This is a genomic window from Maridesulfovibrio sp., assembly GCF_963676065.1.
GTDB lineage: Bacteria > Desulfobacterota > Desulfovibrionia > Desulfovibrionales > Desulfovibrionaceae > Maridesulfovibrio.
On the sequence record NZ_OY780933.1, the window covers coordinates 2,765,860 to 2,786,685 of the forward strand.

Sequence of the window (20,826 nt, forward strand, 5' to 3'; positions counted from 1 at the left end):
ACCTTCGATCACATGAATGCCGTTAGCGCAACCGTCACCAATGTCGTGATGGTCGTGGTTTCCATCGTGGTCGTGAGAGGCTTAATTGAGCCGGAGGGTAGGTTGTAGACACTAGTTTACATTCACAAGAGTAGTTGTAACCCCCGCCGGCTAAGCCGACGGGGGTTTTTTATTATCATCAGGAAATTGTGAGGGTGTGAAAATGGAGATATGTGGTGCTGAATTGGTTATTAAGCTTTTGGAACAACAGGGGATTAAAATTATATGCGGTATCCCCGGAGGTTCCAATCTTCCCATTTACGATGCCTTACGGGACAGCTCGATAAGGCATATACTTGCCCGTCATGAGCAGGGTGCGGGATTTATGGCTCAGGGCATGGCTCGTACAACAGGAAAAGCAGCCGTCTGTATGGGCACATCCGGTCCGGGTGTAACCAATCTGCTGACCGCCATTGCCGATGCGCGGCTTGACTCAATTCCGGTTGTAGCCATTACCGGGCAGGTTACAAGTTCCCTTATCGGCACCGATGCCTTTCAGGAGGTTGATACTTACGGATTGACCATTCCCATTACCAAACACAATTTTCTGGTTCAGTCCGCCGCTGATCTGCTGGAAATTATTCCCGAGGCGTTTCGTCTTGCGGAATCCGGCCGTCCCGGTCCGGTTGTTGTGGATATTCCCAAAGATGTTCAGAAAGAGATAATTGAAATTTCCGGTCTTCCGAAACCGGCAGGGGAAATCCAACCCGCAAAATGTGATCAGGGGCAGATTCAGCAGGCTATATCCATGATCAACAATGCCCGTAGGCCGGTTATCTATGCGGGTGGCGGCGTAGTTGCCGCGAATGCTTCCGCTGATCTGGTAAAGTTCGCGCGTAAGAATTCCATTCCCGTAGTTACAACGCTCATGGGGCTTGGGGCGTTCCCGCATGATGATCCCAATTATCTGGGAATGCTTGGTATGCACGGTTCACGTTCTACAAATATGATTATGGAAGAGGCTGACCTGATCATTGCGCTTGGAGTACGTTTTGACGACCGTGCTGTCGGCAAGGCTTGCGAATTCTGCAAGCATGCTGATATCCTGCATATTGATATAGACAGGTCCGAGATCGGGAAGATCAAATCTTCCAACCTTTCCATTGTAGGCGATGTGGGCCACGTCCTGTGCGAGCTGATTGAGAATGTTGACTCGTCCATCAGGATAGGATGGAGCGCCCGTCTGGCATCGCTGCGTATGATGCATCCTGATGTTCGGCCGGACGAAGATGACACCTTCCATCCTCTTAATATCATCCGGGTAATGGGTGAAACCCTGCCTGCTGATGCGATTATCACTACAGATGTAGGCCAGCATCAGATGTGGGTCGCGCAGGGTTATCCTTTCCGCGAACCGCGTACCCTGCTTACTTCAGGCGGTTTGGGAACCATGGGTTTCGGTCTGCCTAATGCCATTGGAGCAGCACTGGCAAAGCCTGATAAAAAGGTTGTCTGCGTAAGTGGTGATGGTTCATTTTTGATGAATATTCAGGAACTTGCAACTTTAGCAGAGCAACATCTTAACGTTAAGGTGTTAATAATGAACAACAATCGTCTGGGACTGGTTCGCCAGCAGCAGGAATTGTTTTTTGAAGAGCGGTATTTTGCATCGAGCTTTGAAAGCAATCCGGATTTCGCGTCGATTGCCAAAGGATTCGGGATAGCTGCTTTCGACCTTGGTGAACAGGAAAATCCGAAATTGTTTCTGCGTAAAATTCTGGGTCAGGATGGGCCGTGTGTAATCAACATCCCCATCGGTTTTGAAAACAAGGTTTTTCCGATGGTTCCGCCGGAGTGCGCCAACCGGGAAATGATAGGGGGTTAGTCATGTGTAAGCATAATTATGTAATTGATCTGTTGGTACGTAACCATGCCGGGGTAATGAGCCAGATTACGGGACTTTTCTCCCGGCGCAATTTCAATCTGGAGGGAATCGTCTGCGGCCCTGTCGGTGAGGGCAGGGAAAGCCGCATGATTTTGACTGTCGCAGACGACAGCAAGCTTGAACAGATAGTGTTGCAGCTTGAAAAATTATATGACGTACTGGAAGTAAATCAGGTTCAAAATCATCCGCTGACGGAAGTCTTTCACCAGCTTTAATAAGAAAAGGGACGGAGTAACTTTCCGTCCCTTTTCTTTGTTTGTAACAGTTTTCGATTTTATTTAGAAATATCCGCCGGGCTAATCTGTACATTGTCCAGCGCCCATAATTCGGTTTTTCGGCCGGTGAGGAATCCCTTGAATTTAATCTTAAGGGAACCGTTTGTTACTTCTGAGGCAGGGATCTTCACGGTTAGGGGTTCTATCCAGTATGCGCGCTTCTTGGGACCCACCCGGACCAGACCTTCATTGCCAACGGGCCGGGAGTCGTCATTATCTATAAGAGTGCATGGGAAATGAGTCATGTTCAATAGATCCGGCCCGTCGACGATTGATACGATAAACTTATCCGCCAGCTTTCCCTCGTTGTCCCATGATCCTACAAAGATCATATCGAATTTGAGTTCAAGATCGGTTCCTGCCGGGAGTCCATTCAAAGTAAGTACTGCCTGGGAAGGAAAACGTTTGTTGCGGTTGTTGAAAAGGCCGAGTCTGCGTTTTTCTCCTACCGTAAATGTTTTACGGGGAGACCAGTCTTTGGAAACGTTGTTTTTACTGAAAGAGTACGTCTTGATTGGCTGAGAATCTGCGGAAGCCGGACCAACGGACAGAAAGACACACGAGCAGAATAAAGCAAAAAATATTAATTTTTTCATTTAATTAATCCTTTAAATATTCCTCAATCCATTTATCAAAAGTCGGTGGAGTGCTCACGCATGAAAAGAGCTGTTTCCATTCACATATGGCTGTCAGTTCCACCCCGCGCTGGATGATTGATACGGGTTTATCTGCGGAAACCACTATTACGATAAGGTTGTCGTGCTTGGCTGTGAAGCGCAGGGCGGAATTGAACCTTGCTCCTCTGGCCCTATTTTCACCGGATACAGCTTTGCCGTCCAGCAGGCAGGCGAAGCCATGCAGTTTAAGATCCTTGCAGATATGAACCGCGCCATCAAGCTTGGTAAGGGAACGGGCCAGTCCGCGTATTTCCGGTTCGTGAAGGTCGAGCGGTTCTTCAAGTTTCTGCCCGGCTATCCTGACCGGTTCGTCATTAAAGTCCAGTACCAGCGTGCAGCCGTGGCTGCGGTGGTTCGCGGTGGAAATCATCTGGGTGACCAACTGGAAAAGGTGATGCCGGATGTCGGGATCAAGGTCCTGTTCAAGGAGGTATTCTTCCAGATGAACGAGATTCGGTTTATAGTTGGTTGACGAAAATTTAGCATCCGCAAAACTGCATACTGGCTCACCGCCCAGATATACGAGTCCCCAATCCCCTTTGAACTGTGCGGAGATGGAGTTGTTGGTCGGTGGAACGGCCGCGATTCCTACTACACACCTGCCGTCTGAGACCAGCTTGCGGCTTGATCTTTCCACGGACTGGAGCAGCTTGCGCACGTGTTTGTGGTTTTTCAGGGCAGGGCGTTCTTTTTCCGGGAATTTTGCCATGTACGTGATTGAATCAAGTTCAGAAGATTCAATAAAAATAAGTTCGCCTCGTGCCCATGCGCCTTCTTCGCGGGTTTTGGAAATACCCATTACCGCGTCCAGAATGGGGTAAACCCTCAACTGTGTATCCCAGCCCATGATTCTGTTACGTTGATCGACTATGTAATCGCGAACGGCATGAGTCGAATATTCCCGCAACAGGTGTCCTGAACTGTCGATGCGCAGTATATTCTGAGTAGCAAAATCCTGCGAAAGCAGCAGGGCCGCGTATTCCATCCAGCTTTCAGTGGGGCCGATGGAGCACATGTCCGGGTGCTGTTCGGTAAACCAGCATTGATAGAAAATGCTGCTGGAGCGCGCACTGCAGGCTATAAGACCTGCAAGGGCAAGATCTTTCGAGCGGATAACTTCAATGAGTCTGGTATTGTCATCATGATTGCTTCCTTTGCGCCATTCCTGTGAATCAAGAAAATATTCCTTGAGTTTGGGCTGATGGTCACGCAGCAGATCCTGTGGATCATAAATGCGCAACGGATCGTCAGGAGTCACCGCGTATATCAGGGCGGTCCGGCTATTTGACGAAAAGTGCGAAAGTCCGTCGCGCAGGCCGTCCATAATGTGAAAAATACACAGGTTGGCAAAGGATTCTGAACTCATAGAATAATCCGCTGTTGAAGTTCTGTATTGGAAGTATATTATCTTAATTATCTACTGTTTCCAACAGGAATTATTTTGTTTTTTTCCTTTTCGGGAAATTTTTACCCTTGTTTTTACGGTTAAAATTTTTGCTGCTGCCGGAGCGTTTGTTTTCATCTTCGCGTTCAGGCTTCTGCCGTTTTTTGCCGCCTTTTTTCATTTTTGTTTCTGAATTTTTTCCGGCTTCGACGGGCGGTCTTTTACCACTAGCTCCTTTCTTCCTGCCTTGATTTCCTGCTCTGGGGTCGCGGCCGGGATCAGGAATAAGGATACGGTGCTGTTTCAGACGCTGGGCATCGCTTTTGGCGACATAAATCTTATTGCCCGAAGGATCTGTCTCGCAATAAAACATAGCAGTGGCGACAGTTCCCGGTGTGGGGATGAAACATTGTACCTGTCGCGGTTTCCATCCTCTTGCCGTAAGCCATGAGCTGAGATGGCGCATGTCATCGTCCGTGCATCCGGGAAAGGCGCTCATCAGGTAAGGGATGACGTATTGTTCTTTGCCTGCTTTTTTGGATTCCGCAGCGAACATTTCAAGGAAGCTCTCGAATATGGGGAGGTCCGGCTTGCGCATGTGTTTAAGCACTGATGGGGCGATATGCTCGGGGGCTACTTTCAGCTGTCCTCCGACGAATTCTTTGAAAATATCTTTCAGGCTTGCCTTGTTTTGCTGACCGAGGTCGAAACGTACACCGCTGGCTACCCGTACATGCTTGATGCCTTCCATCTTTTGCGCATCACGGTAAAGCTTCAGGTTCGCCTGCTGGTCGTATTTGAAATTAGGGCAGACCTTGGGCACCAGACAGCTTTTGCGTTTGCACTTGCCGCGTTCAAGTGAACAGCGGGCGTTCCACATGTTGGCGCTGGGACCGCCGATATCCGAGACAGAACCACGGAAATCGGGATGCTCCTGCATACGTTTCAGCTCGCTCATGATTGATTTTCTGCTTCTGGAGCGAATATGCCGGCCCTGATGCATGGCGATGGAACAGAAAGAGCAACCTCCGCCGCAACCACGGTGGGAGGTTATGCTGAATTCGATCATGTCTGCGGCAGGGATTCTACCTTTGTTTTTGTAGATAGGGTGGGGTAGCCGGGCATAGGGCAGGCTGTACAGCCAGTCCAGTTCATCGCTGGAAAGATATGGTGAAGGAGGCGTAATGATAACATGACGTTTATCCACCTGCTGCGTAGCCCACGAGTCGCCGAAATGAACTTGTTCTTCAAGGGCGAGGGTGGCTTTCATTAATTGCTGCGGATCATCCATTATGTCCTGATGCGCGGGAAGTGTGATTCTTTCTTCCTGCTCAGGAATATCTTCCGGAGAGCCCATAAAGGCTGTGCCGGGAATGCCTTTCAAGGCGTCTGTTGAATCGGTTTCAGCTTTGGAAAGGCGGAAGGCTGCATCAAGCATGGCACGTTCGCCCATGCCGTAGATAAGCAGATCGGCCTTGCTATCCATGAGAATTGGCTTGCGGACTTTATCGGTCCAGAAATCGTAGTGGGAAATACGGCGCAGGGAAGCTTCGATACCGCCGAGGATCACCGGAAGACCCTTGAATGCTTTTTTTATCAGGTTGGTGTAGATGATACAGGCCCTGTTGGGACGGGCTCCGGCTCTGCCGCCGGGAGTGTAGGCGTCATCGCTTCTTTTTTTGCGGAAAGATGTATAGTGGGCGACCATGGAATCCAGAGCTCCGGCAGAGACTCCGGCATAAAGGCGCGGACGGCCCAGTTCCTCCAGAGCTTTCGGATTATTCCAGTCAGGCTGGCAGATTAGTGCCACCTTGAATCCGTGTGCGGAAAGAACCCGGCCGAGCAGGGGGATGCCGAAACTGGGATGGTCAATGTAGCTGTCCCCGGAGACAAGGATGATGTCCGGCCTGTCCCAGCCCAGCTTGTCCATTTCTTTTTTGGTCATGGGCAGGAACTTCGGCTGAGCTTGTTTCTTGGCGATAATGCTTTTTGTCATGTGGCATTCATATAGCCGAACTTCTTGGCTGGCAAGGTCAGACTGCTGATAAAAAATACGTTAGCTATGTTGTTGCATAAGTGAGATTTGTTGTAATTCGTGTCTCCTGCTTTGAGTATGGCGTTAAAAGCGTTACTTATAAGGTAGTTTAATGATAAATTTTGTCCATTTTCCGGGTACCGACTGTACATCCATGATTCCATCATGCTGATCATGAATAATGAAATATGAAACGGAGAGTCCTAATCCGGTTCCTTTACCTACCTCTTTAGTGGTGAAAAAAGGCTCGAAAATTCTTTTGCGGACTTGTTCCGGGATGCCGAGGCCGTTATCTTTTATTTCCACCACCGCTTTGTTTTTTTCTTCGTAAACTTTGCAAGTGAAGCGCGATTCCCTTTGGGTAGCCGCCATCGCTTCAGCTCCATTCTTCAGGATATTTAAAAAAACCTGCTGAATTTCGCTGCCTTCACAGAGTACCGGGGGCATTTTTTTGCTATAATCCTTAATAATTTTAATTTGCTTGAAATCGTATTCTCTTTCCAGATTGTAATCGTTGGCAGCAATATTTATTGTGGTGTCCAGCAGTTCCGCTAAATTTTGCAGGGTAAAATTACGTTCACTTTTACGGCTGAAAGCGAGCATGTTGCGGACTATGGTGGCTGCTCGTTTGCTGGCATTGTTGATTCCGTTCAGCATACGTGGGATTTCTCTTTTATCCAGGTAGTTGCGTATGTCTTCAAGAGAAACTCCACAATCTTCTGCTACGGAAATGTTTTTGCTTAGGTCAGAATAAATACGCTTTTTTATATTGCTGGCGTGCCCCATGATGCCGGAAAGAGGGTTGTTTATTTCGTGAGCCATGCCCGCGGCCAGTCCGCCAACAGACATCATTTTTTCAGACTGAAGCATCATGCGCTCGAGATTGACTCGTTCAGTCACATCATCAATACGGATTACCGCACCATTTACTCCATTTGCAACAAGAGGGTAAATGGTAATGTCTTCGCAAGTCGTTTTGTTGTCTTTTGGGCCGGGTCTGTTTGTGTATGCCTGTTTGCGTCTGGTCTTTATGGCTTCCCGTATGCGGTCCATTTCTGAAGCAAGAGTCGGCATAGCCTCTTCAATTCTGGAACCGATTGCCTTATTTTGCGATATGCCCGATATGGATTCCGCTTCTTTGTTCCATTGGGTTATCTGCCCTTCCGGGTCGACTCCTATAAGAATGGAAGGCATGGAGTCGATGATATTTGCAAGATAGTTACGTAAGTTTTTTATTTCCTCCTCAGCCTTTTTACGTTGTTCTATCTCAATGAAATTGTGCATGCTCTTTGAAGCTGAGTCAGAGAGGAAGGCAGCAAGAGCTATATTATATTTTAGTATCTGGTCTACGCGTTCTTTTTCAAAACGGGGTATTTCATCAAGGGAGGCCAAATAATCATCTAGATCAAAATCGTATTTTTGGGCCTGATTGATGAAAAAATTGCGGTCTGGTTCTTCATCTTTATAGAAAAATTGGCCAAGGAATAAAGTTGCGACGTGTTTATCCATGCACATGATAGGTACACCAACGTCCCAGAGGCCGTTTGAACATTTATATCCATAGTGCTTGCCTTTCTGAATCTTATTTCTGATGGCGGTGTCGCTGGCAATGCACTTGGCACATGTTTCAGGATGTACGCGATGAAAATCAACGCATATTCTCTGCCATCCTGCCGCTGCGTATACTTCTCCTGTGTAGGCATCAATTATGCCGGAGGGCATTCCTGTTGCTGTATAACTCACATCAAGCATGTTCTGCAGTTCATCGAGCTCCACGAGCTCTTTTAACAAAAGCTCGCGGGGTATATGATTTTTAATATTAGAAGAATCTTTCGTTATTGTCGGAATACCCATAATTGGCCTTGCGGTAATTTGTGAAGTTTAATTCTATGTTGCCTTCGGCAAGTATAATAAACCATATAGGGATGTTTCTGTCCAGATTTCAATGCTGATTCAGTTTGCTCAATCGCACGTGTTGACCCCGGACAAGCCGATGAGTAAACTTAGCCAGTTGATGATTAAATGTAATTGCCTAAGGAGGCATAATGAAACCGCTTCCATGCGTTTTGACCATAGCAGGTTCCGATTCCGGCGGAGGAGCCGGTATTCAGGCCGATTTGAAAGCCATTTCTATGGCAGGGTGTTACGGAGCTAGTGCTATCACCGCTCTAACCGCTCAGAATACAACCGGTGTTGCCGGGATTGAGGCGGTTTCTCCCGAGTTCGTTTCTCTACAGATTGAAACTGTTTGCAAGGATATTAAGGTTAGTGCCGCCAAGACCGGGATGCTTTTTTCCGCACCTATCATCCGTAAGGTTGGAGAATCGTTGAAAGATAAGGATTTCCCGTTGGTGATTGATCCGGTGTGCGTGGCCACAAGCGGGGCTAAGCTGCTTAAGGATGACGCAGTGGAAGCCATGAAGGATATCTTTCCGCTGGCTGAACTGCTTACGCCCAACGTGCCGGAAGCAGAACTTTTTACCGGCATGGAAATCAAGAGCCGCGAAGACATTTTTGAAGCCATTAATTTATTACTGGAAATGGGGCCCAAAGCTGTTCTGGTAAAAGGCGGACATTTTGATTCGGTCGCCGCTACGGACTGGCTGGGAATAAAGGGTCAGCCGCCCATTCCGTTAATGCAGCAACGGGTAAAGACCAAGAACAGCCACGGAACCGGATGCACTCTTTCCGCTACCATCGCTTCCGGTCTGGCTAAAGGATATGATATGGTTGCTGCCGTGCGTAAGGCACAGGAATACCTTAATTTAGCCCTGCGTGCCGGGTTTGATTTAGGTGAAGGCAGCGGACCTCCCAACCATCTTGCCCCAATGCTTATTGAGAAAGTGAAACAGGAGCGGCTTGCTGAGCTTCATGAATTCGGGTTGCGCCTTAAATGTATGAAGGGGCTGCATGAATTGATACCTGAAACGCGCATGAATGTTGCCGTTGCCCTGCCTTTTGCCAGAAATATCAATGACGTGGCTGCCTTTAGCGGCAGGGTCTCATGTTCCCGCAAGGGAGAAGTCATGGTTTGCGGGCATCCTGAATTCGGTGGTTCTGTTTATATTGCCAAGGTGTTGCTATGTGCTCGTAAATCAAATACTGAAATAGGATGCGCTGCGGGGCTGCGGCTTAATGAACGGATTATGGCCGCTGTTGCTGACTGTGGATATGTAGAAGCATGGTTTGACCGTGCCGATGAGCCGGGTGAAATTCTCGGAACTGAGGAGAATACCCTGGAGTGGGGGACCTGCAAGGCTATGTCTGAACATCCTGAACCGGAAATGGTCGACGTTGTTTGCGATTCAGGAGCTAAGGGCGTCGAGCCTTGTCTACGCTTGCTGGCAAACGATTTTGACGATCTTGAAAGAAAGCTTAAGGATCTGCTGGCAGCTTTATCCGTTTGATATGTAGGATTGTTTATAAAGAATAATTAACATTTTTAGTTGACAAGCCTCAGCACTGCTTATATTAACGCAACGGCTGCACGGGATGCCGCTTTTTTGTTTTTTAAAAGGCAGTGTCCAATAAATTAGCCTATAGAATTTGGTTGCGAGAGTGGCGGAATTGGTAGACGCACTGGATTTAGGATCCAGCGGTTAATCCGTGAGAGTTCGAGTCTCTCCTTTCGCACCAACGTCAATATAAACACCCCTTTACAACAACATCCGCATAGTTGTTTTAAAGGGGTGTTTTTTTGTTTTTGGCCCCTATTTGCCCCCGCTCGTCGTGGGAGGTGGTCATGAGTAACGCCGCACCTCCCAATAATATGGAGCTCGAAAGGGCTGTCCTTAGTGCTGTGATCCGGGACAACGGTCGCAACATTGACGAGCTGTTTCCTATCCTTAAGACTCCAGATCATTTTTACAGTCCTGTTCACCAGGCAATCTGGCAAACGATGCTGGCATTGCATCGGGAGCAGACTCCTATCGATATTGTTTCCCTCAATGACCGGCTTATGAAGAATGGCCGTTCTGAAGCTTGCGGCGGTGCTGTCTTCCTTGCTGAGCTGGCTAATGAGGTTCAGCCGATCCGTCACGCCAAGAGCTGGGCCATGGAACTGCAGGGGTATGCTCGGCGTAGATCCATGGCTCAAATGGGCCAGCAGCTTATTGAACATGCTTTTACTACTGAAGCCGATCCTTCCGAATTCGCAGGTGCTGCACAAAAAATTGTTGATGCGGTTCTTGAGGACCGGGTTGATGTCTTAATGCAGAAACCCTCTGAAATTATGCAGGGGTATGTGCAATATCTGGAGGACCTGGAAAGAAGAGGTGGAGATGGTGTTAAAACTCATCTTTACAAGCTCAACAGTATCATAGGCGGCTTTGTCCCTGGAGATGTCGCTATTCTTGCCGGTCGTCCTTCCAATGGTAAGACCGCTCTTGCCCTTAATTTTGTTCTCTATTCCATCGCTAAACATATTCCTGTCGGAGTCTTTTCTCTTGAAATGATGAGTTATTTGCTGGTGAACCGCTTTCTTGCGTCCACCCACGGAATTAACGGTATGCGTTTTCGTGATGGAAAATTTACTCCTGAAGACTGGGAGAAAATTTACGACTTTGCTCAATATTTCCAAGGTACAGATCCGTGGTTGCGGATTTGGGACAGGCCTTCGCTTTCTGTTTCAGAGCTCCGCGCACAGTGCCGGCGCTGGAAAAGAGAGTTTGGTTTGAGATGGGCTGTTGTTGATTACATTCAGCTTGTGCGTCCTGACTCAAAAGGTGGATCTCGTGAGCGCGAGGTTGCCGAAATTTCGCGCGTTCTGAAAGAGACTGCAATGGAGCTGGAAATGTCGTTGCTTGTTCTGGCGCAGCTTAACCGTGACGTTGAGAGTCGTAAAAGCGGAGTCCCGCTTCTTTCGGATCTGCGAGAGTCCGGAGCGATTGAGCAGGATGCTGACACGGTAATTTTCATTCGTCCTTGGAATCCAAGGACAGACAGTGAAATTGTGCCAGTTACCTTGGATGTGGCCAAGAGCCGCAACTCAGGAGCTGGAAGTCTTGAGGTTATGTATAGGCGTAGGAGATTGCAATTTCTCAACGAGAAAGAAGAAGACTGGAGCTGGCTGGATTTTCTGCCGGCATAAAGGAGGTGTGTGGTGAGTCAACGCTATCATATAGCAGTGTTGAGATTTCGGCATCGTGGTGAGTTTGTGGCTGATGTTGATCTGGTGACGGATCCTTGTCCTGAAGTTTGTCAGGAGGAAGCAACTATCAGGGCGATTGAAAAAGCCTCAGCTCTTCATTGTGATTTCGTGTCAGATGGTGAGCTGCTGGTTGTCCTGGACAAAGATCTTGTCTGGTCCAGTCGTGGGGTTTTGGGGAGTCCTAGTTCTGCAGTGGAGGTGAGATCATGAATATGGGTGCGAAGCCTTTCTTGCGGCATTCCACTAACGAGCAGTCCAGTCTTTCACCCTGGCGCTTTAAGGTGGAGAACGTGAAGAAGTGCCCTTGTCTGGGGCAGCTTGTTCGGGTTCGACAGATCGGTGATCGAGTGCGTTGTCCTCAGTGTGATCATCTTTGTGCATGTCCCAAGGATGTGGAGCATGATCAGGAAATCAGGATTGATCGGGTGTGAGGTTGAATATGTTCCGAAATATTTTTTTAGATCGTCTGCGGATGAAGGCGGAAGAGTTCGAGCCGGAATTTATTAGATTGCTGGAAGTTCGCAATAGTTGGCAAAGCGAGAATCCGGCTGAGACTGGTTTCTACTACGTGCGCCAAGTGGCGAGTCCTGAAGTCGTTTCTCTGCGCTACTACTATATAAATGAAGGTTACCCGTATGAGCGGAACACGGTGATGAATCGGATTGTTCCGCCCGGCGAGCTGGAGTTTTTGGGACCGTTCGGGGTGGAGGTTTTCGTTTCTCTCATGGCGGTGGAGGATCTGAATAATATTAGAGGGAGCTATTCGTATCCTACTTGCAATAGTTGCGGATTGCCTCCTGGGGTGTGCAACTGCTGGCCTCCAGATAGATTTGTTGAGCCTCGTGAGACTGTCTGGGATCCGGAGGATGCCGTTAAAGAAGTTGAAGCGATTCGTTGCAAGGTTTGTGATGTTCTCATTTATCCCGATGAGTTGTGTTGCACGGATGGAAAAGCATACTGGCACCGGGATTGTGATGGTGAGGGGGGGGAGTGATGTCTAGCTTCCCCATTCTTTCCGTCCAACAGCCATGGGCCGGGCTGATCGTTCTGGACTTCAAGGATATTGAGAATCGTACTTGGAAGGCCGGTGCTAAATATCATGGTAAGGAAATTTTGATTCATGCCGGCAAGCGGGTGGATCGCAGTGAGGTCGGCAAGGGGTGCAGTGTGATTGCCAATGCGCTGCGGCTGGTCATGCAGGTGTTTGGCCATTCCGTTCATCCGCTCTGGGGACAAACTCCGCAGGAAGAATTCTTTCGCCGTGTGCAGGGTAATGAGCATGTTTTTGAATGCGGTGGAGTTCTTGGGTCTGCTGTACTTGGTGGCTGTACTTTTGCTCATCCTTCAGGGTGGGCTGTTCAGCATCCGAAGATGGTTCACTGGGAATTCAAGCAGGCAAAGGTTTTACCTTTCCAAGCAATGCCTGGCCGGCTTGGAATTTTTCAAGGGGAATATCCGATCGATGTTCCGGATGTGAGTTTGAGTCCTACAGGGGAAACTGCTGTCCAGTGTTCTTTAGATAAATTTATGTCTGTGTAGATAGATGGAGATCAGTATGTCTGGAAATTGTGAATATGTTCAAAAAAATTATGGTGTGCCGGCTTGTATTGGGCGTCGGGTAACTGTTGGCGGCAAGCCGGGGGTAATCGCGGAAGATCGTGGCCACTACATCGGAGTCAATTTCGATGAAGACAAGCCTGGAGTTGTTCATAATGCCCACCCTACATGGGAAGTTGAGTATTTGGGTATGGGGAAGATTCGTCAAATGACCAGGGCGCAGAAAAGATATGCGGAATATCTTGAATTTTCCGATTGTTATGAGAGCTTTGCTGATTTTCTTGGGATTAAATCTAAGACAGCCAGTTATTAAGGATTCCTCAATAACTGAACTCGTAGGGAGTAGCCATGGGTAAGAATAAATATATTTTCAAAGCTCCGGATGAAGAGATCAGCATCAGTGCTGACACTCTTGTTCAGGCATTGGGTGTCCTTGAGTTGCAGGCTCCGGGTCATCCATGGACTGAGGTAACGAAGAATGGTCCCGCTATTTTGTGGAGGAGGAAGTAGTGGCTTCAATCACAATTCATATGAAGGACGGTACTAAGCGTGAATATCCTCATAAGGGAAGGCTTGGCGGTAGTTATACTAAGACAATCCGTTATGAAGGTGCTTTTGCCATAGTTGTTGATGAGTGGGACAACGAAACAGCAATCCCTGCTGCAGATATTCAAGAAGTAAAAGTTTGGCGAGGGTGATCGCTATGATTAAATCTGATCAGGATCGTAAGTGGGAAATTACAGCAGCAATTTCCGAGATAACAAGGTTTTTCTATGTGCGTAATAACCCTGATTCCTTTAAAGACCCGGCTGTGCTCGTTTGTGGTGAGGTGACGGGTAGCTGGGAGCTGGTGGAAATGGATTCCTTACGGGCAAGGCGTAGCGGTACTGCTGTCGGTCCTCATGTTGTTAGGGTGGACCGGGCAAAGTTAAAAGTTACTTCCGGCGGGATTAATGAATTGCTGGATATGGCTGAACTTGAGCGTGAGCTAAGGATGCAGGGGAAGGTTGTCGAAGGGGTTCGTCGGCGTCATGGTCTTTCTGAAGGTATGTGCATGGTTGAATGTGAGGAGAATATGTGGATTGGTGAGGCGTGCCGGCTACGCGCTAGACCTGGGCATCTGACCTGCGCATTGCATGCTGATTATGAAGAGGTTGCGCAGGCCTTACTGTTGGCTTCAATGAAACCGCCGAGGGTGAAGGCATGACCTACTTCATTCCAAACATGGCCAACTCAATCATTTTGCGAGCGTTCCGGCCGGAGAGATTGCCTTTAAGTTGGGAGGAACGTCCTTCTCATTTGGAAGGGGCTGCTTTCTTTGTTCGTGACAATTTGACGAGCCTGGCTGTTTTTGCATCCGTTGACATGATGTTCGATAACGCCGGGAAGTCTTGCGAATGGATTCATTTGTCAGTTAGCAGGCAAGCTAAGCTGCCGTCATGGGATGATCTGAAGGACGTCAAGGGTACTTTTCTTGGGGATCACAGGGAGGCTGTGCAGGTGCTCCCTAAGGCGGAGGATTATATCAATCTGCATCCCTTTTGCCTGCATTTGTGGGCTCCTGTGGTGGATATAAAAACGTAATATTAACCTTATGCACTAGCATTGCCCAAGCATAGCTAGTGCATAAATTGGGCAGGGCCGGAATTTTAATGAATTCCGGGGCGCCGCCGAAAAAATTTCAGGGTACGCCCTGTTTTTTTGAGCCTTTACAACGTGTTATGAATGAAAGTTTGCTTGAGTAATGCTTGAGCATTGCCCATGCAATGAATCCGCAAAGCTGAAAAATTTTTAAGGAGTGCGGTGTGGCTGGTCGAATTAAAAATGTGACTGACATCCGGCTTGATGTTGAGTTTGCAGAGGATTTCCGGACTCAGAAAATCATGAGGAAGTTCGGAGCCGAGGGAGCATTAGGTTTGATTTTTCTGATGTGCTATTGCGCCAAGCATTACCCCAGTGATTCCGGCTATTTTCCTGTGAACTTTGATGAGGAAGATCTGTTGTTTGCCTGTAAGGTTCAACTGGACCGTACCGACTATGTTCAGATGCTTTTAGATCTTGAAATTATAGGAAAAGATAAGGATCGTTTCTACATTTGCGAGTGGGATGAAATGCAGCCCTGGGCCGCCGAAGCACGGGCGCGATCCGAGAAGGCCAAAAAAGCCGCCGCTGCGCGCTGGAAAAAAGAAGGAAAACAGAAGGATACGAAGAAAAAGAAGTCTTCTGAACAACCTGAAAGTAAGCCTGATGCTCAAGCAATGCCTGAGCATGAATCTGGCAGTACTCAAAATATGCCCGAAGCCGATTCGAGCAATGCCCCTTCTCCTACTCCTACTCTCTACGTAAATACCCCCTATAGTCCCCCAGAGGGGGAAGAGGTGGTGGAGGCCTTTTGCGAAATTTTGCCCGACTTGCCGAAGCCGGAAGTCCTGACTGATCCGCTGAGGAGGAAGATCCGGAAATGTAAATGCGAAGGTGGTCCTCCGGAGAAAGGGATTGAGTGGTGGCGTTGGTATTTTTCCCTGGTGAAAGAATATCCCCGTTTGCTGGGTGAAGGTGAGTCTGGTTGGAAAGCCAGTATCCCGTGGTTGGTTGAACCGGGGAACATGGCCAAAGTTTTGGGTGGTGGATTCCAGAGCAGAGAGCAGATGGAAGTGAATGAGTTAACTTCCAGTTCCGGACAGGGAATGAGTGAAGAGGAGTATCGAAGACTTATCGCCGTTGGGGATGGTTAAGCAGAGGTTAATTTTAACCGCACAAAAGTAAAGTTGTGAAGTTATAAAGTTAATGCAGTGTGAAAATATAACAGTGTGAGTTGAGTTCAATGCTTGAAAAATTAAAGCTACATCCGTCATACAAGAGTGGTAAGGTTGACCATGATGTGTTAATTAAACTGTTAGTTGAGTGCGGAATGAAGCAAGTTGCATGTGCCGATTTCTTTGATGTGTCTCAAGCTGCTGTTTCAAAGGCAAAAAAGCGCATTGACCTTGCTGTTTCCAAGGATATTGCATTGTTCTCGGCTCCAAAGATGATTGACGCAAAGATTTCTCTCGCGGATCAGCTTGAAGCTTTGGGGAAACAATGCCGTGAGCTCCTTGAAATGGTCCACGTTGTCCTTCATGGCGATCAGAACTCGCAGGAGTATCGCAATTGCCAATCAAAATTGCGGCGGCTGGCCGGCTCGAATCGAGATCTCGGCGGTTTTCTGATCAAGTTGCAGGCTGAGCTCCGCAAGCAGCTTGAGTTCGTTTTCAAGATACAAAGCGAAATTTACTCGCTGAAGAAGGTTGAGGAGTTTCAGTCCATCGTCTTGGAAGAAATTCAACGCGCTGCTCCAGAAGTTCAGCAGCAGATTGTTGGTCGATTGACAGAAATCAATGCAGCTCGCTCGGCTCTCGACTTCGGAATCGGCGGCGGCGACAAGTCTAACTTTTAATTTTTTGTGAACTCAAAAAGTCTAACTTTAGTATTAATGTTAGACTGATTAAAATGCAGTTTAGCTCTTTTAAATCAATGACTTATATTGATTTTGATGAATTTAAGTTAGAAAAGACTCTTGTAAAAGTGTTAGTTTTATGAAAATATGATTAAAACTTAGACTTTAAGCAAAGAGGCCGAAAATGGAAAAGAAAAATCCGAATCATCCCGAAAAGGGCAGTCAGATCAAAGTTGATCCGATCACTTCGCTGAAGGATATTGCGAACCTGAAAAAGCTCCTCGAGGACAATCCTCGGGATCTGGCTTTGTTCGTTCTGGGGATCAACACCAATCTACGGGCCATTGATCTGGTCCAGATTGAGGCTGAGCAGTTTATTCACGCCAAAGTCGGTGATGAGCTGGTGCTGAAAGAACAGAAGACTTCCAAGGGACGCAGAATCTCGTTGAATGGAAATGTGCTTAAAGCGGTGCGTCCATGGGCGATTCGCTGTCAGGATCTGGAGCAGCGGTACCTTTTCACGGATCGTAACGGCAATCACATGAAGGCAAACTACGTGAATAAGCTGGTCAAGAAGTGGTGCGCTAAGCTCAACCTGAAGGGTAATTACGGATCCCATACCTTGCGCAAAACATTTGGTTATCACCAGCGGGTGACTTTTCATGAGGACATTCCGACTTTGATGGAAATTTTTAATCACTCCAACCAACGGCAGACCCTTGAGTATCTTTGCATTCAGCCTGAGGAAATCAGGGACGTCTACATGAACGAGCTATGAGTAAATCGTTGAAAGCAAATGGACTGATGGGGAGCCTGCTCATGAATTTGAAAGAGCAGGTTCCTCAGGCAGAATCCCAGTACATCGGTACCGGGAAGCCTGATATGCCGCTGAAAGAGTTTATCCGTAATGTCTGGCACGTTATCGAGCCGGGCAGGACCTTTGTGGATGGCTGGCATATCGGAGCCATTGTGGAGCATCTGGAGGCGGTTAGTACCGGGCAGATCCAGCGGCTGCTGATCAACATGCCGCCTCGTCACATGAAGTCGCTGTCTGTGTCAGTCTGCTGGCCGGCATGGGAGTGGACCTTCAATCCGTGGATTCAATTTTTCTTCAGCTCCTATTCAGCCATGCTTTCAACGCGAGACAATATGAAGACTCGTGAGATTGTGACTTCTCCCTGGTACCGGGAAGCATGGCCTCATGTGCAGCTCAAGCGCGACCAGAACGCTAAGGACAAGTTTGAGAACATGGCTGGCGGCTTTCGGTTTTCATCCTCAGTAGGCGGTAGGGCAACCGGTGAAGGTGGTGACCGCATTGTGGCTGATGACCCGCACAACATGTCCGAGGTCAATTCTGATGCCAAGCGTAAAGAAGTGCTGGATTGGTGGGATAACACCATGCAAACCCGTCTTAATGATCCCAAGACCGGGGCTTTCGTGGTTGTCATGCAGCGGGGCCACCAGCAGGATCTCAGCGGTCACATTCTGGAGAAGGGCGGGTATACCCATCTCTGCCTCCCTGCCAGATATGAGGGCAACAAATTTCACACTGTCCTTGGTTTCGAGGATCCGCGTGAGGATGAGGGGCAGTTGCTCTGGCCTGAACGGTTTGATGAGGAAACCTTGACTCATATTGAGGAATCCTTCTCCTCTCCCACTGAGGCCGCAGGGCAGCTCCAGCAGCGTCCGGCTCCGGCAGGTGGTGCAATTTTTAAGATCGACTGGTTTAAACGATATACCAAGCTTCCCAAGTTTAACCGTATTCTCGAGCACTGGGATACGGCCCAGAAGACGAAGCTGACCAGCGCGTACTCCTGTGCCCAGATTTGGGGCGAGGCCTACAACGGCTATTACCTGTTGGATGTGTACCGTAAAAAGCTGGAATACCCGGGCCTCAAGAAGGCAATCAAGGATCGCTATGTGGTGCATCGTCCGGATGCAATTGTCATCGAGGACAAGTCCAGCGGGATCAGCGTTATTCAGGATTTACAGGATTCAAGTAAGCTTCCGGTGGTGCCGTGGGCGGTAACCGGCGGGGATAAGGAAAACAGGGCCAAGGCGGTGGCGGATACTATCGAGGGCGGCAATGTCTGGTTGCCGGAATCGGCTCCGTGGCTGGATGATTTTCTGGATGAGGTGGAGCATTTTCCCGGTTCCAAGTTCAAAGACCAGGTGGATGTGATGACGCAGGCCTTGGAATACTTCCTCAGAAGGGGCGGACTCACTGAAGGTCGCGATATGTCTTAGGGGTGGATTATGAGACTGATTGAAAAATTAAAAGCTGTTACTTCGCCCATGACCGGGCGGCGCAGCCTGAAAGACCCGGTGACCGGCATTGCGTACCGTAGGGTTTCAGGTGGTGTGGCATGGCCTTATGATGTCAGGCCGGGGGCGGTTACTGTGTTGGCTGAACATAGGGAGCCTGTTCACGGGACGGATCAGCATCGGGTGGATGTGGTAGTGGAATTTCTTGATGAGGATACCGAAACCCTATGCCGAGAAATGGCGGCTCTGCAGGATGCGCTAAAGGTTGAAATCTGGCGCACTCCGCTCACCCATGCCGGGACACGGCTGGTGCATATGTACAACGAGAGGCGGCACAGGCTGCGCGTCCCTCCGCTTGATCTTGCTTCACCGCCGACCATGAACGGCAGTCGCACCTTTCGTGATTATGACCGTCTGGTGGATAGGCGGACCCGGAATATCAAGACCTTATATTTCGGTGAATCGCAGGCGGTGCTGGAATACAATATCCTCGGTCGTGATGATCTGGGGCGCAAGCTGGAGGAGTTTCCGGTAGTGGCCTCTATGCTCTACGCGCTGGCCGGGCTGGATCTGGAATGTGTCGGGCAGCATCCGGTGAATGACGTCCGTCAGTCCGGAATGACTCATTCAGCAGGGGGGTACTGATATGGTGGTACGGCCGTTGGAGATTGTTACCGGGTTAGAGAGTATCGGGAAGATTTTCGGAGTAGGGCGCAATACCGTCCGCGCATGGGCACAGCAGGAAGGTTGCCCTATCCGCCGCGTGGAGGGGAAGTACACGGCGGAGAAGGCTGAACTTTGGGAGTGGATTAAGGAGCATGCTGGTGGGGAGGTTGGGTGTTAGTTCTTTGGCTCATGATACCATATAGGTTTTTCGAATAGGTGGGGGTAAGCTTTTCGGAGTTCTTTTTTGATTTTTTTTGGAAGTTTTGCTTTGTAAAGGGTGTTAACAGTATAGAGTTGTTTAGCTGTTAATCTTTTTGAAGATGCAAGGTTAGTGCATACTAGATAGGAGTCATGAAAGCATGTTCCAAGTAAGTCTGTGTTTGTAAAGTCTGAATTTTCTAAGTTAGCACCTGAAAAATTGGCATAGGTCAGTGTTGCGTTTGTAAAGTTTGTTTGAACCAGATTTGCCTTGTTAAAGTTAGCTCCATCAAGTGTTGCATTTGTTAAACAGGCTTTTTTTAGGCGTGATTGTTTAAATTGTGTTTCTATAGCAAGTACTTGTCGAAGGTTTGATTTATAAAAAGATGAAGCGGTCATATTTGCCATGGAAATGTTGGCATGACTTAGGTCAGAGTTATCAAAGTTTGAAAAGTTGAAATTTGATCCAAGTAGATCTGATTGCTGTAGGTTTGCATATTCTAGGGTTGTTTTAGTGGCATTTGTATGTCTGATGTAAGCTCGTTTTAAATTGGCTTTAATGAGGTTTGATCCTGATAGCTCAGAATCAGTTATTGTTACATTGAATAGGTTTGCACTGCATAATATTGAATCTTTGAAATTACTGTTTTCTAAATTTGTATTACTAAAGTCAGCTCCAACCAAATTAGCATTTGAAAAGTTAGATTTATGAAGATTTAGACGTGCTAAATTTGAATTTTTTAAAACAGCGTTGCGAAGGCTTTGTCTATAAGCACAAATAGTGTTTCGGATAAGGTCTTTTCCTTCAATGTGTATCTCATTTGTAAAAAAAGAAGCTAAAGTAGTCCAAGGTTTTGTAATATTGGGTTTTAGTGGGGTTTTGCTGCTTTGAAGATTTTTGACGTTTGCACATGCTTCACCTCTATATTCAGTTGCCATTTGCGCCTGCCAAGCAGTAATCTGCATCTCATAAGAATTCACAGCCCTATCATACCGTGCAGAAGCAATACTAAACAGTGCCACATAAATACTCACCGCCCATAGCATAAACGTACTAGGCCTGCGGTAATCGTCTTTTGCTCCTTCAATTGGCGGGTGAATTTTTTCAACAATAGCCCGTACTCCAGAGTAATTATATAAAAAGTAAAAAACTTCATAATTGTACGAATAGAGAAAAACAAGAATGAGCGGAGCAAATGACAGGCTCAGTAATATCCAATCTTTGGTTTCCATGGCGGTTTCCTTAGGGTGAATTCGTCA

Annotated in this window: 23 protein-coding genes and 1 tRNA gene; 19 read left to right on the forward strand and 5 right to left on the reverse strand. The window is 47.9% G+C overall.

Going from position 1 to position 20,826, the window contains the following annotated elements:
• Positions 1-202: 202 nt before the first annotated feature.
• Positions 203-1,864, forward strand: coding sequence for a biosynthetic-type acetolactate synthase large subunit (ilvB, locus tag ACKU35_RS12375; protein ID WP_319759529.1), 1,662 nt, complete (start codon positions 203-205; stop codon positions 1,862-1,864).
• A 2-nt stretch (positions 1,865-1,866) separates the two neighbouring features.
• On the forward strand, positions 1,867-2,139 hold the full coding sequence (gene ilvN / locus ACKU35_RS12380) for an acetolactate synthase small subunit (protein ID WP_319759530.1): 273 nt from the start codon (positions 1,867-1,869) through the stop codon (positions 2,137-2,139).
• Between the two features lie 59 nt (positions 2,140-2,198).
• On the opposite strand, the gene ACKU35_RS12385 is transcribed toward ilvN, so the two are convergent.
• From ACKU35_RS12385 to ACKU35_RS12400, 4 genes are all read right to left on the reverse strand, one after another.
• Entirely contained in the window at positions 2,199-2,795 is a 597-nt protein-coding gene (locus ACKU35_RS12385) for a hypothetical protein (protein WP_319759531.1), read from the reverse strand.
• 4 nt (positions 2,796-2,799) lie between these two features.
• Positions 2,800-4,242, reverse strand: coding sequence for a DNA integrity scanning protein DisA nucleotide-binding domain protein (locus ACKU35_RS12390; protein ID WP_319759532.1), 1,443 nt, complete (start codon positions 4,240-4,242; stop codon positions 2,800-2,802).
• A gap of 70 nt (positions 4,243-4,312) precedes the next feature.
• Positions 4,313-6,256, reverse strand: a complete 1,944-nt coding sequence (locus ACKU35_RS12395; protein ID WP_319759533.1) for a YgiQ family radical SAM protein — start codon at positions 6,254-6,256, stop codon at positions 4,313-4,315.
• A gap of 132 nt (positions 6,257-6,388) precedes the next feature.
• Positions 6,389-8,149 (reverse strand): PocR ligand-binding domain-containing protein, encoded by a 1,761-nt coding sequence (locus ACKU35_RS12400; protein WP_319759534.1) that lies wholly within the window; start codon positions 8,147-8,149, stop codon positions 6,389-6,391.
• A 191-nt stretch (positions 8,150-8,340) separates the two neighbouring features.
• On the opposite strand from ACKU35_RS12400, the gene thiD reads away from it, so the two are divergent.
• The 17 genes from thiD (at position 8,341) to ACKU35_RS12485 (ending at position 19,546) form a co-directional block, all read left to right on the forward strand.
• A complete protein-coding gene (gene thiD / locus ACKU35_RS12405) occupies positions 8,341-9,702 on the forward strand; it encodes a bifunctional hydroxymethylpyrimidine kinase/phosphomethylpyrimidine kinase (protein WP_319759535.1) in 1,362 nt (453 codons plus the stop codon).
• Positions 9,703-9,847: 145 nt separating this feature from the next.
• Positions 9,848-9,931, forward strand: a tRNA-Leu gene (locus tag ACKU35_RS12410).
• A 106-nt stretch (positions 9,932-10,037) separates the two neighbouring features.
• Positions 10,038-11,384, forward strand: coding sequence for a replicative DNA helicase (locus ACKU35_RS12415; RefSeq protein WP_319759536.1), 1,347 nt, complete (start codon positions 10,038-10,040; stop codon positions 11,382-11,384).
• A gap of 266 nt (positions 11,385-11,650) precedes the next feature.
• Positions 11,651-11,875, forward strand: a complete 225-nt coding sequence (locus ACKU35_RS12420) for a hypothetical protein (protein ID WP_319759537.1) — start codon at positions 11,651-11,653, stop codon at positions 11,873-11,875.
• Between the two features lie 8 nt (positions 11,876-11,883).
• Positions 11,884-12,438: a hypothetical protein gene (locus tag ACKU35_RS12425; RefSeq protein WP_319759538.1), complete on the forward strand. Its 555-nt coding sequence runs from the start codon at positions 11,884-11,886 to the stop codon at positions 12,436-12,438.
• A complete protein-coding gene (locus ACKU35_RS12430) occupies positions 12,438-12,983 on the forward strand; it encodes a hypothetical protein (protein ID WP_319759539.1) in 546 nt (181 codons plus the stop codon). Before ACKU35_RS12425 ends, ACKU35_RS12430 begins: the two co-directional genes overlap by 1 nt.
• A gap of 16 nt (positions 12,984-12,999) precedes the next feature.
• The gene (locus tag ACKU35_RS12435) at positions 13,000-13,314 is read left to right on the forward strand and encodes a hypothetical protein (RefSeq protein ID WP_319759540.1); all 315 of its coding nucleotides are present in this window, start codon (positions 13,000-13,002) and stop codon (positions 13,312-13,314) included.
• A 35-nt stretch (positions 13,315-13,349) separates the two neighbouring features.
• The gene (locus ACKU35_RS12440; protein ID WP_319759541.1) at positions 13,350-13,511 is read left to right on the forward strand and encodes a hypothetical protein; all 162 of its coding nucleotides are present in this window, start codon (positions 13,350-13,352) and stop codon (positions 13,509-13,511) included.
• Entirely contained in the window at positions 13,511-13,699 is a 189-nt protein-coding gene (locus ACKU35_RS12445; protein WP_319759542.1) for a hypothetical protein, read from the forward strand. The genes ACKU35_RS12440 and ACKU35_RS12445 overlap by 1 nt, the downstream gene beginning before the upstream one ends.
• Positions 13,700-13,704: 5 nt before the next feature.
• Positions 13,705-14,208 (forward strand): hypothetical protein, encoded by a 504-nt coding sequence (locus ACKU35_RS12450; protein ID WP_319759543.1) that lies wholly within the window; start codon positions 13,705-13,707, stop codon positions 14,206-14,208.
• A complete protein-coding gene (locus ACKU35_RS12455; RefSeq protein ID WP_319759544.1) occupies positions 14,205-14,585 on the forward strand; it encodes a hypothetical protein in 381 nt (126 codons plus the stop codon). The genes ACKU35_RS12450 and ACKU35_RS12455 overlap by 4 nt, the downstream gene beginning before the upstream one ends.
• A gap of 221 nt (positions 14,586-14,806) precedes the next feature.
• Complete coding sequence (locus ACKU35_RS12460; RefSeq protein WP_319759545.1) at positions 14,807-15,736, forward strand: hypothetical protein; 930 nt, start codon at positions 14,807-14,809, stop codon at positions 15,734-15,736.
• Positions 15,737-15,912: 176 nt separating this feature from the next.
• On the forward strand, positions 15,913-16,437 hold the full coding sequence (locus ACKU35_RS12465; protein WP_319759546.1) for a hypothetical protein: 525 nt from the start codon (positions 15,913-15,915) through the stop codon (positions 16,435-16,437).
• A 184-nt stretch (positions 16,438-16,621) separates the two neighbouring features.
• Entirely contained in the window at positions 16,622-17,215 is a 594-nt protein-coding gene (locus ACKU35_RS12470; RefSeq protein WP_319759547.1) for a tyrosine-type recombinase/integrase, read from the forward strand.
• Positions 17,212-18,684 (forward strand): phage terminase large subunit, encoded by a 1,473-nt coding sequence (gene terL, locus ACKU35_RS12475; protein ID WP_319759548.1) that lies wholly within the window; start codon positions 17,212-17,214, stop codon positions 18,682-18,684. Before ACKU35_RS12470 ends, terL begins: the two co-directional genes overlap by 4 nt.
• Positions 18,685-18,693: 9 nt before the next feature.
• Complete coding sequence (locus ACKU35_RS12480; protein WP_319759549.1) at positions 18,694-19,347, forward strand: hypothetical protein; 654 nt, start codon at positions 18,694-18,696, stop codon at positions 19,345-19,347.
• 1 nt (position 19,348) lies between these two features.
• Positions 19,349-19,546 carry a MerR family transcriptional regulator gene (locus ACKU35_RS12485; protein ID WP_319759550.1) on the forward strand — a complete coding sequence of 66 codons (198 nt, stop codon included), beginning with the start codon at positions 19,349-19,351 and terminating at the stop codon, positions 19,544-19,546.
• Here ACKU35_RS12485 and ACKU35_RS12490 read toward each other — a convergent pair.
• Positions 19,543-20,799 (reverse strand): pentapeptide repeat-containing protein, encoded by a 1,257-nt coding sequence (locus ACKU35_RS12490; protein ID WP_319759551.1) that lies wholly within the window; start codon positions 20,797-20,799, stop codon positions 19,543-19,545. The genes ACKU35_RS12485 and ACKU35_RS12490 overlap by 4 nt on opposite strands.
• Positions 20,800-20,826 lie beyond the last annotated feature (27 nt).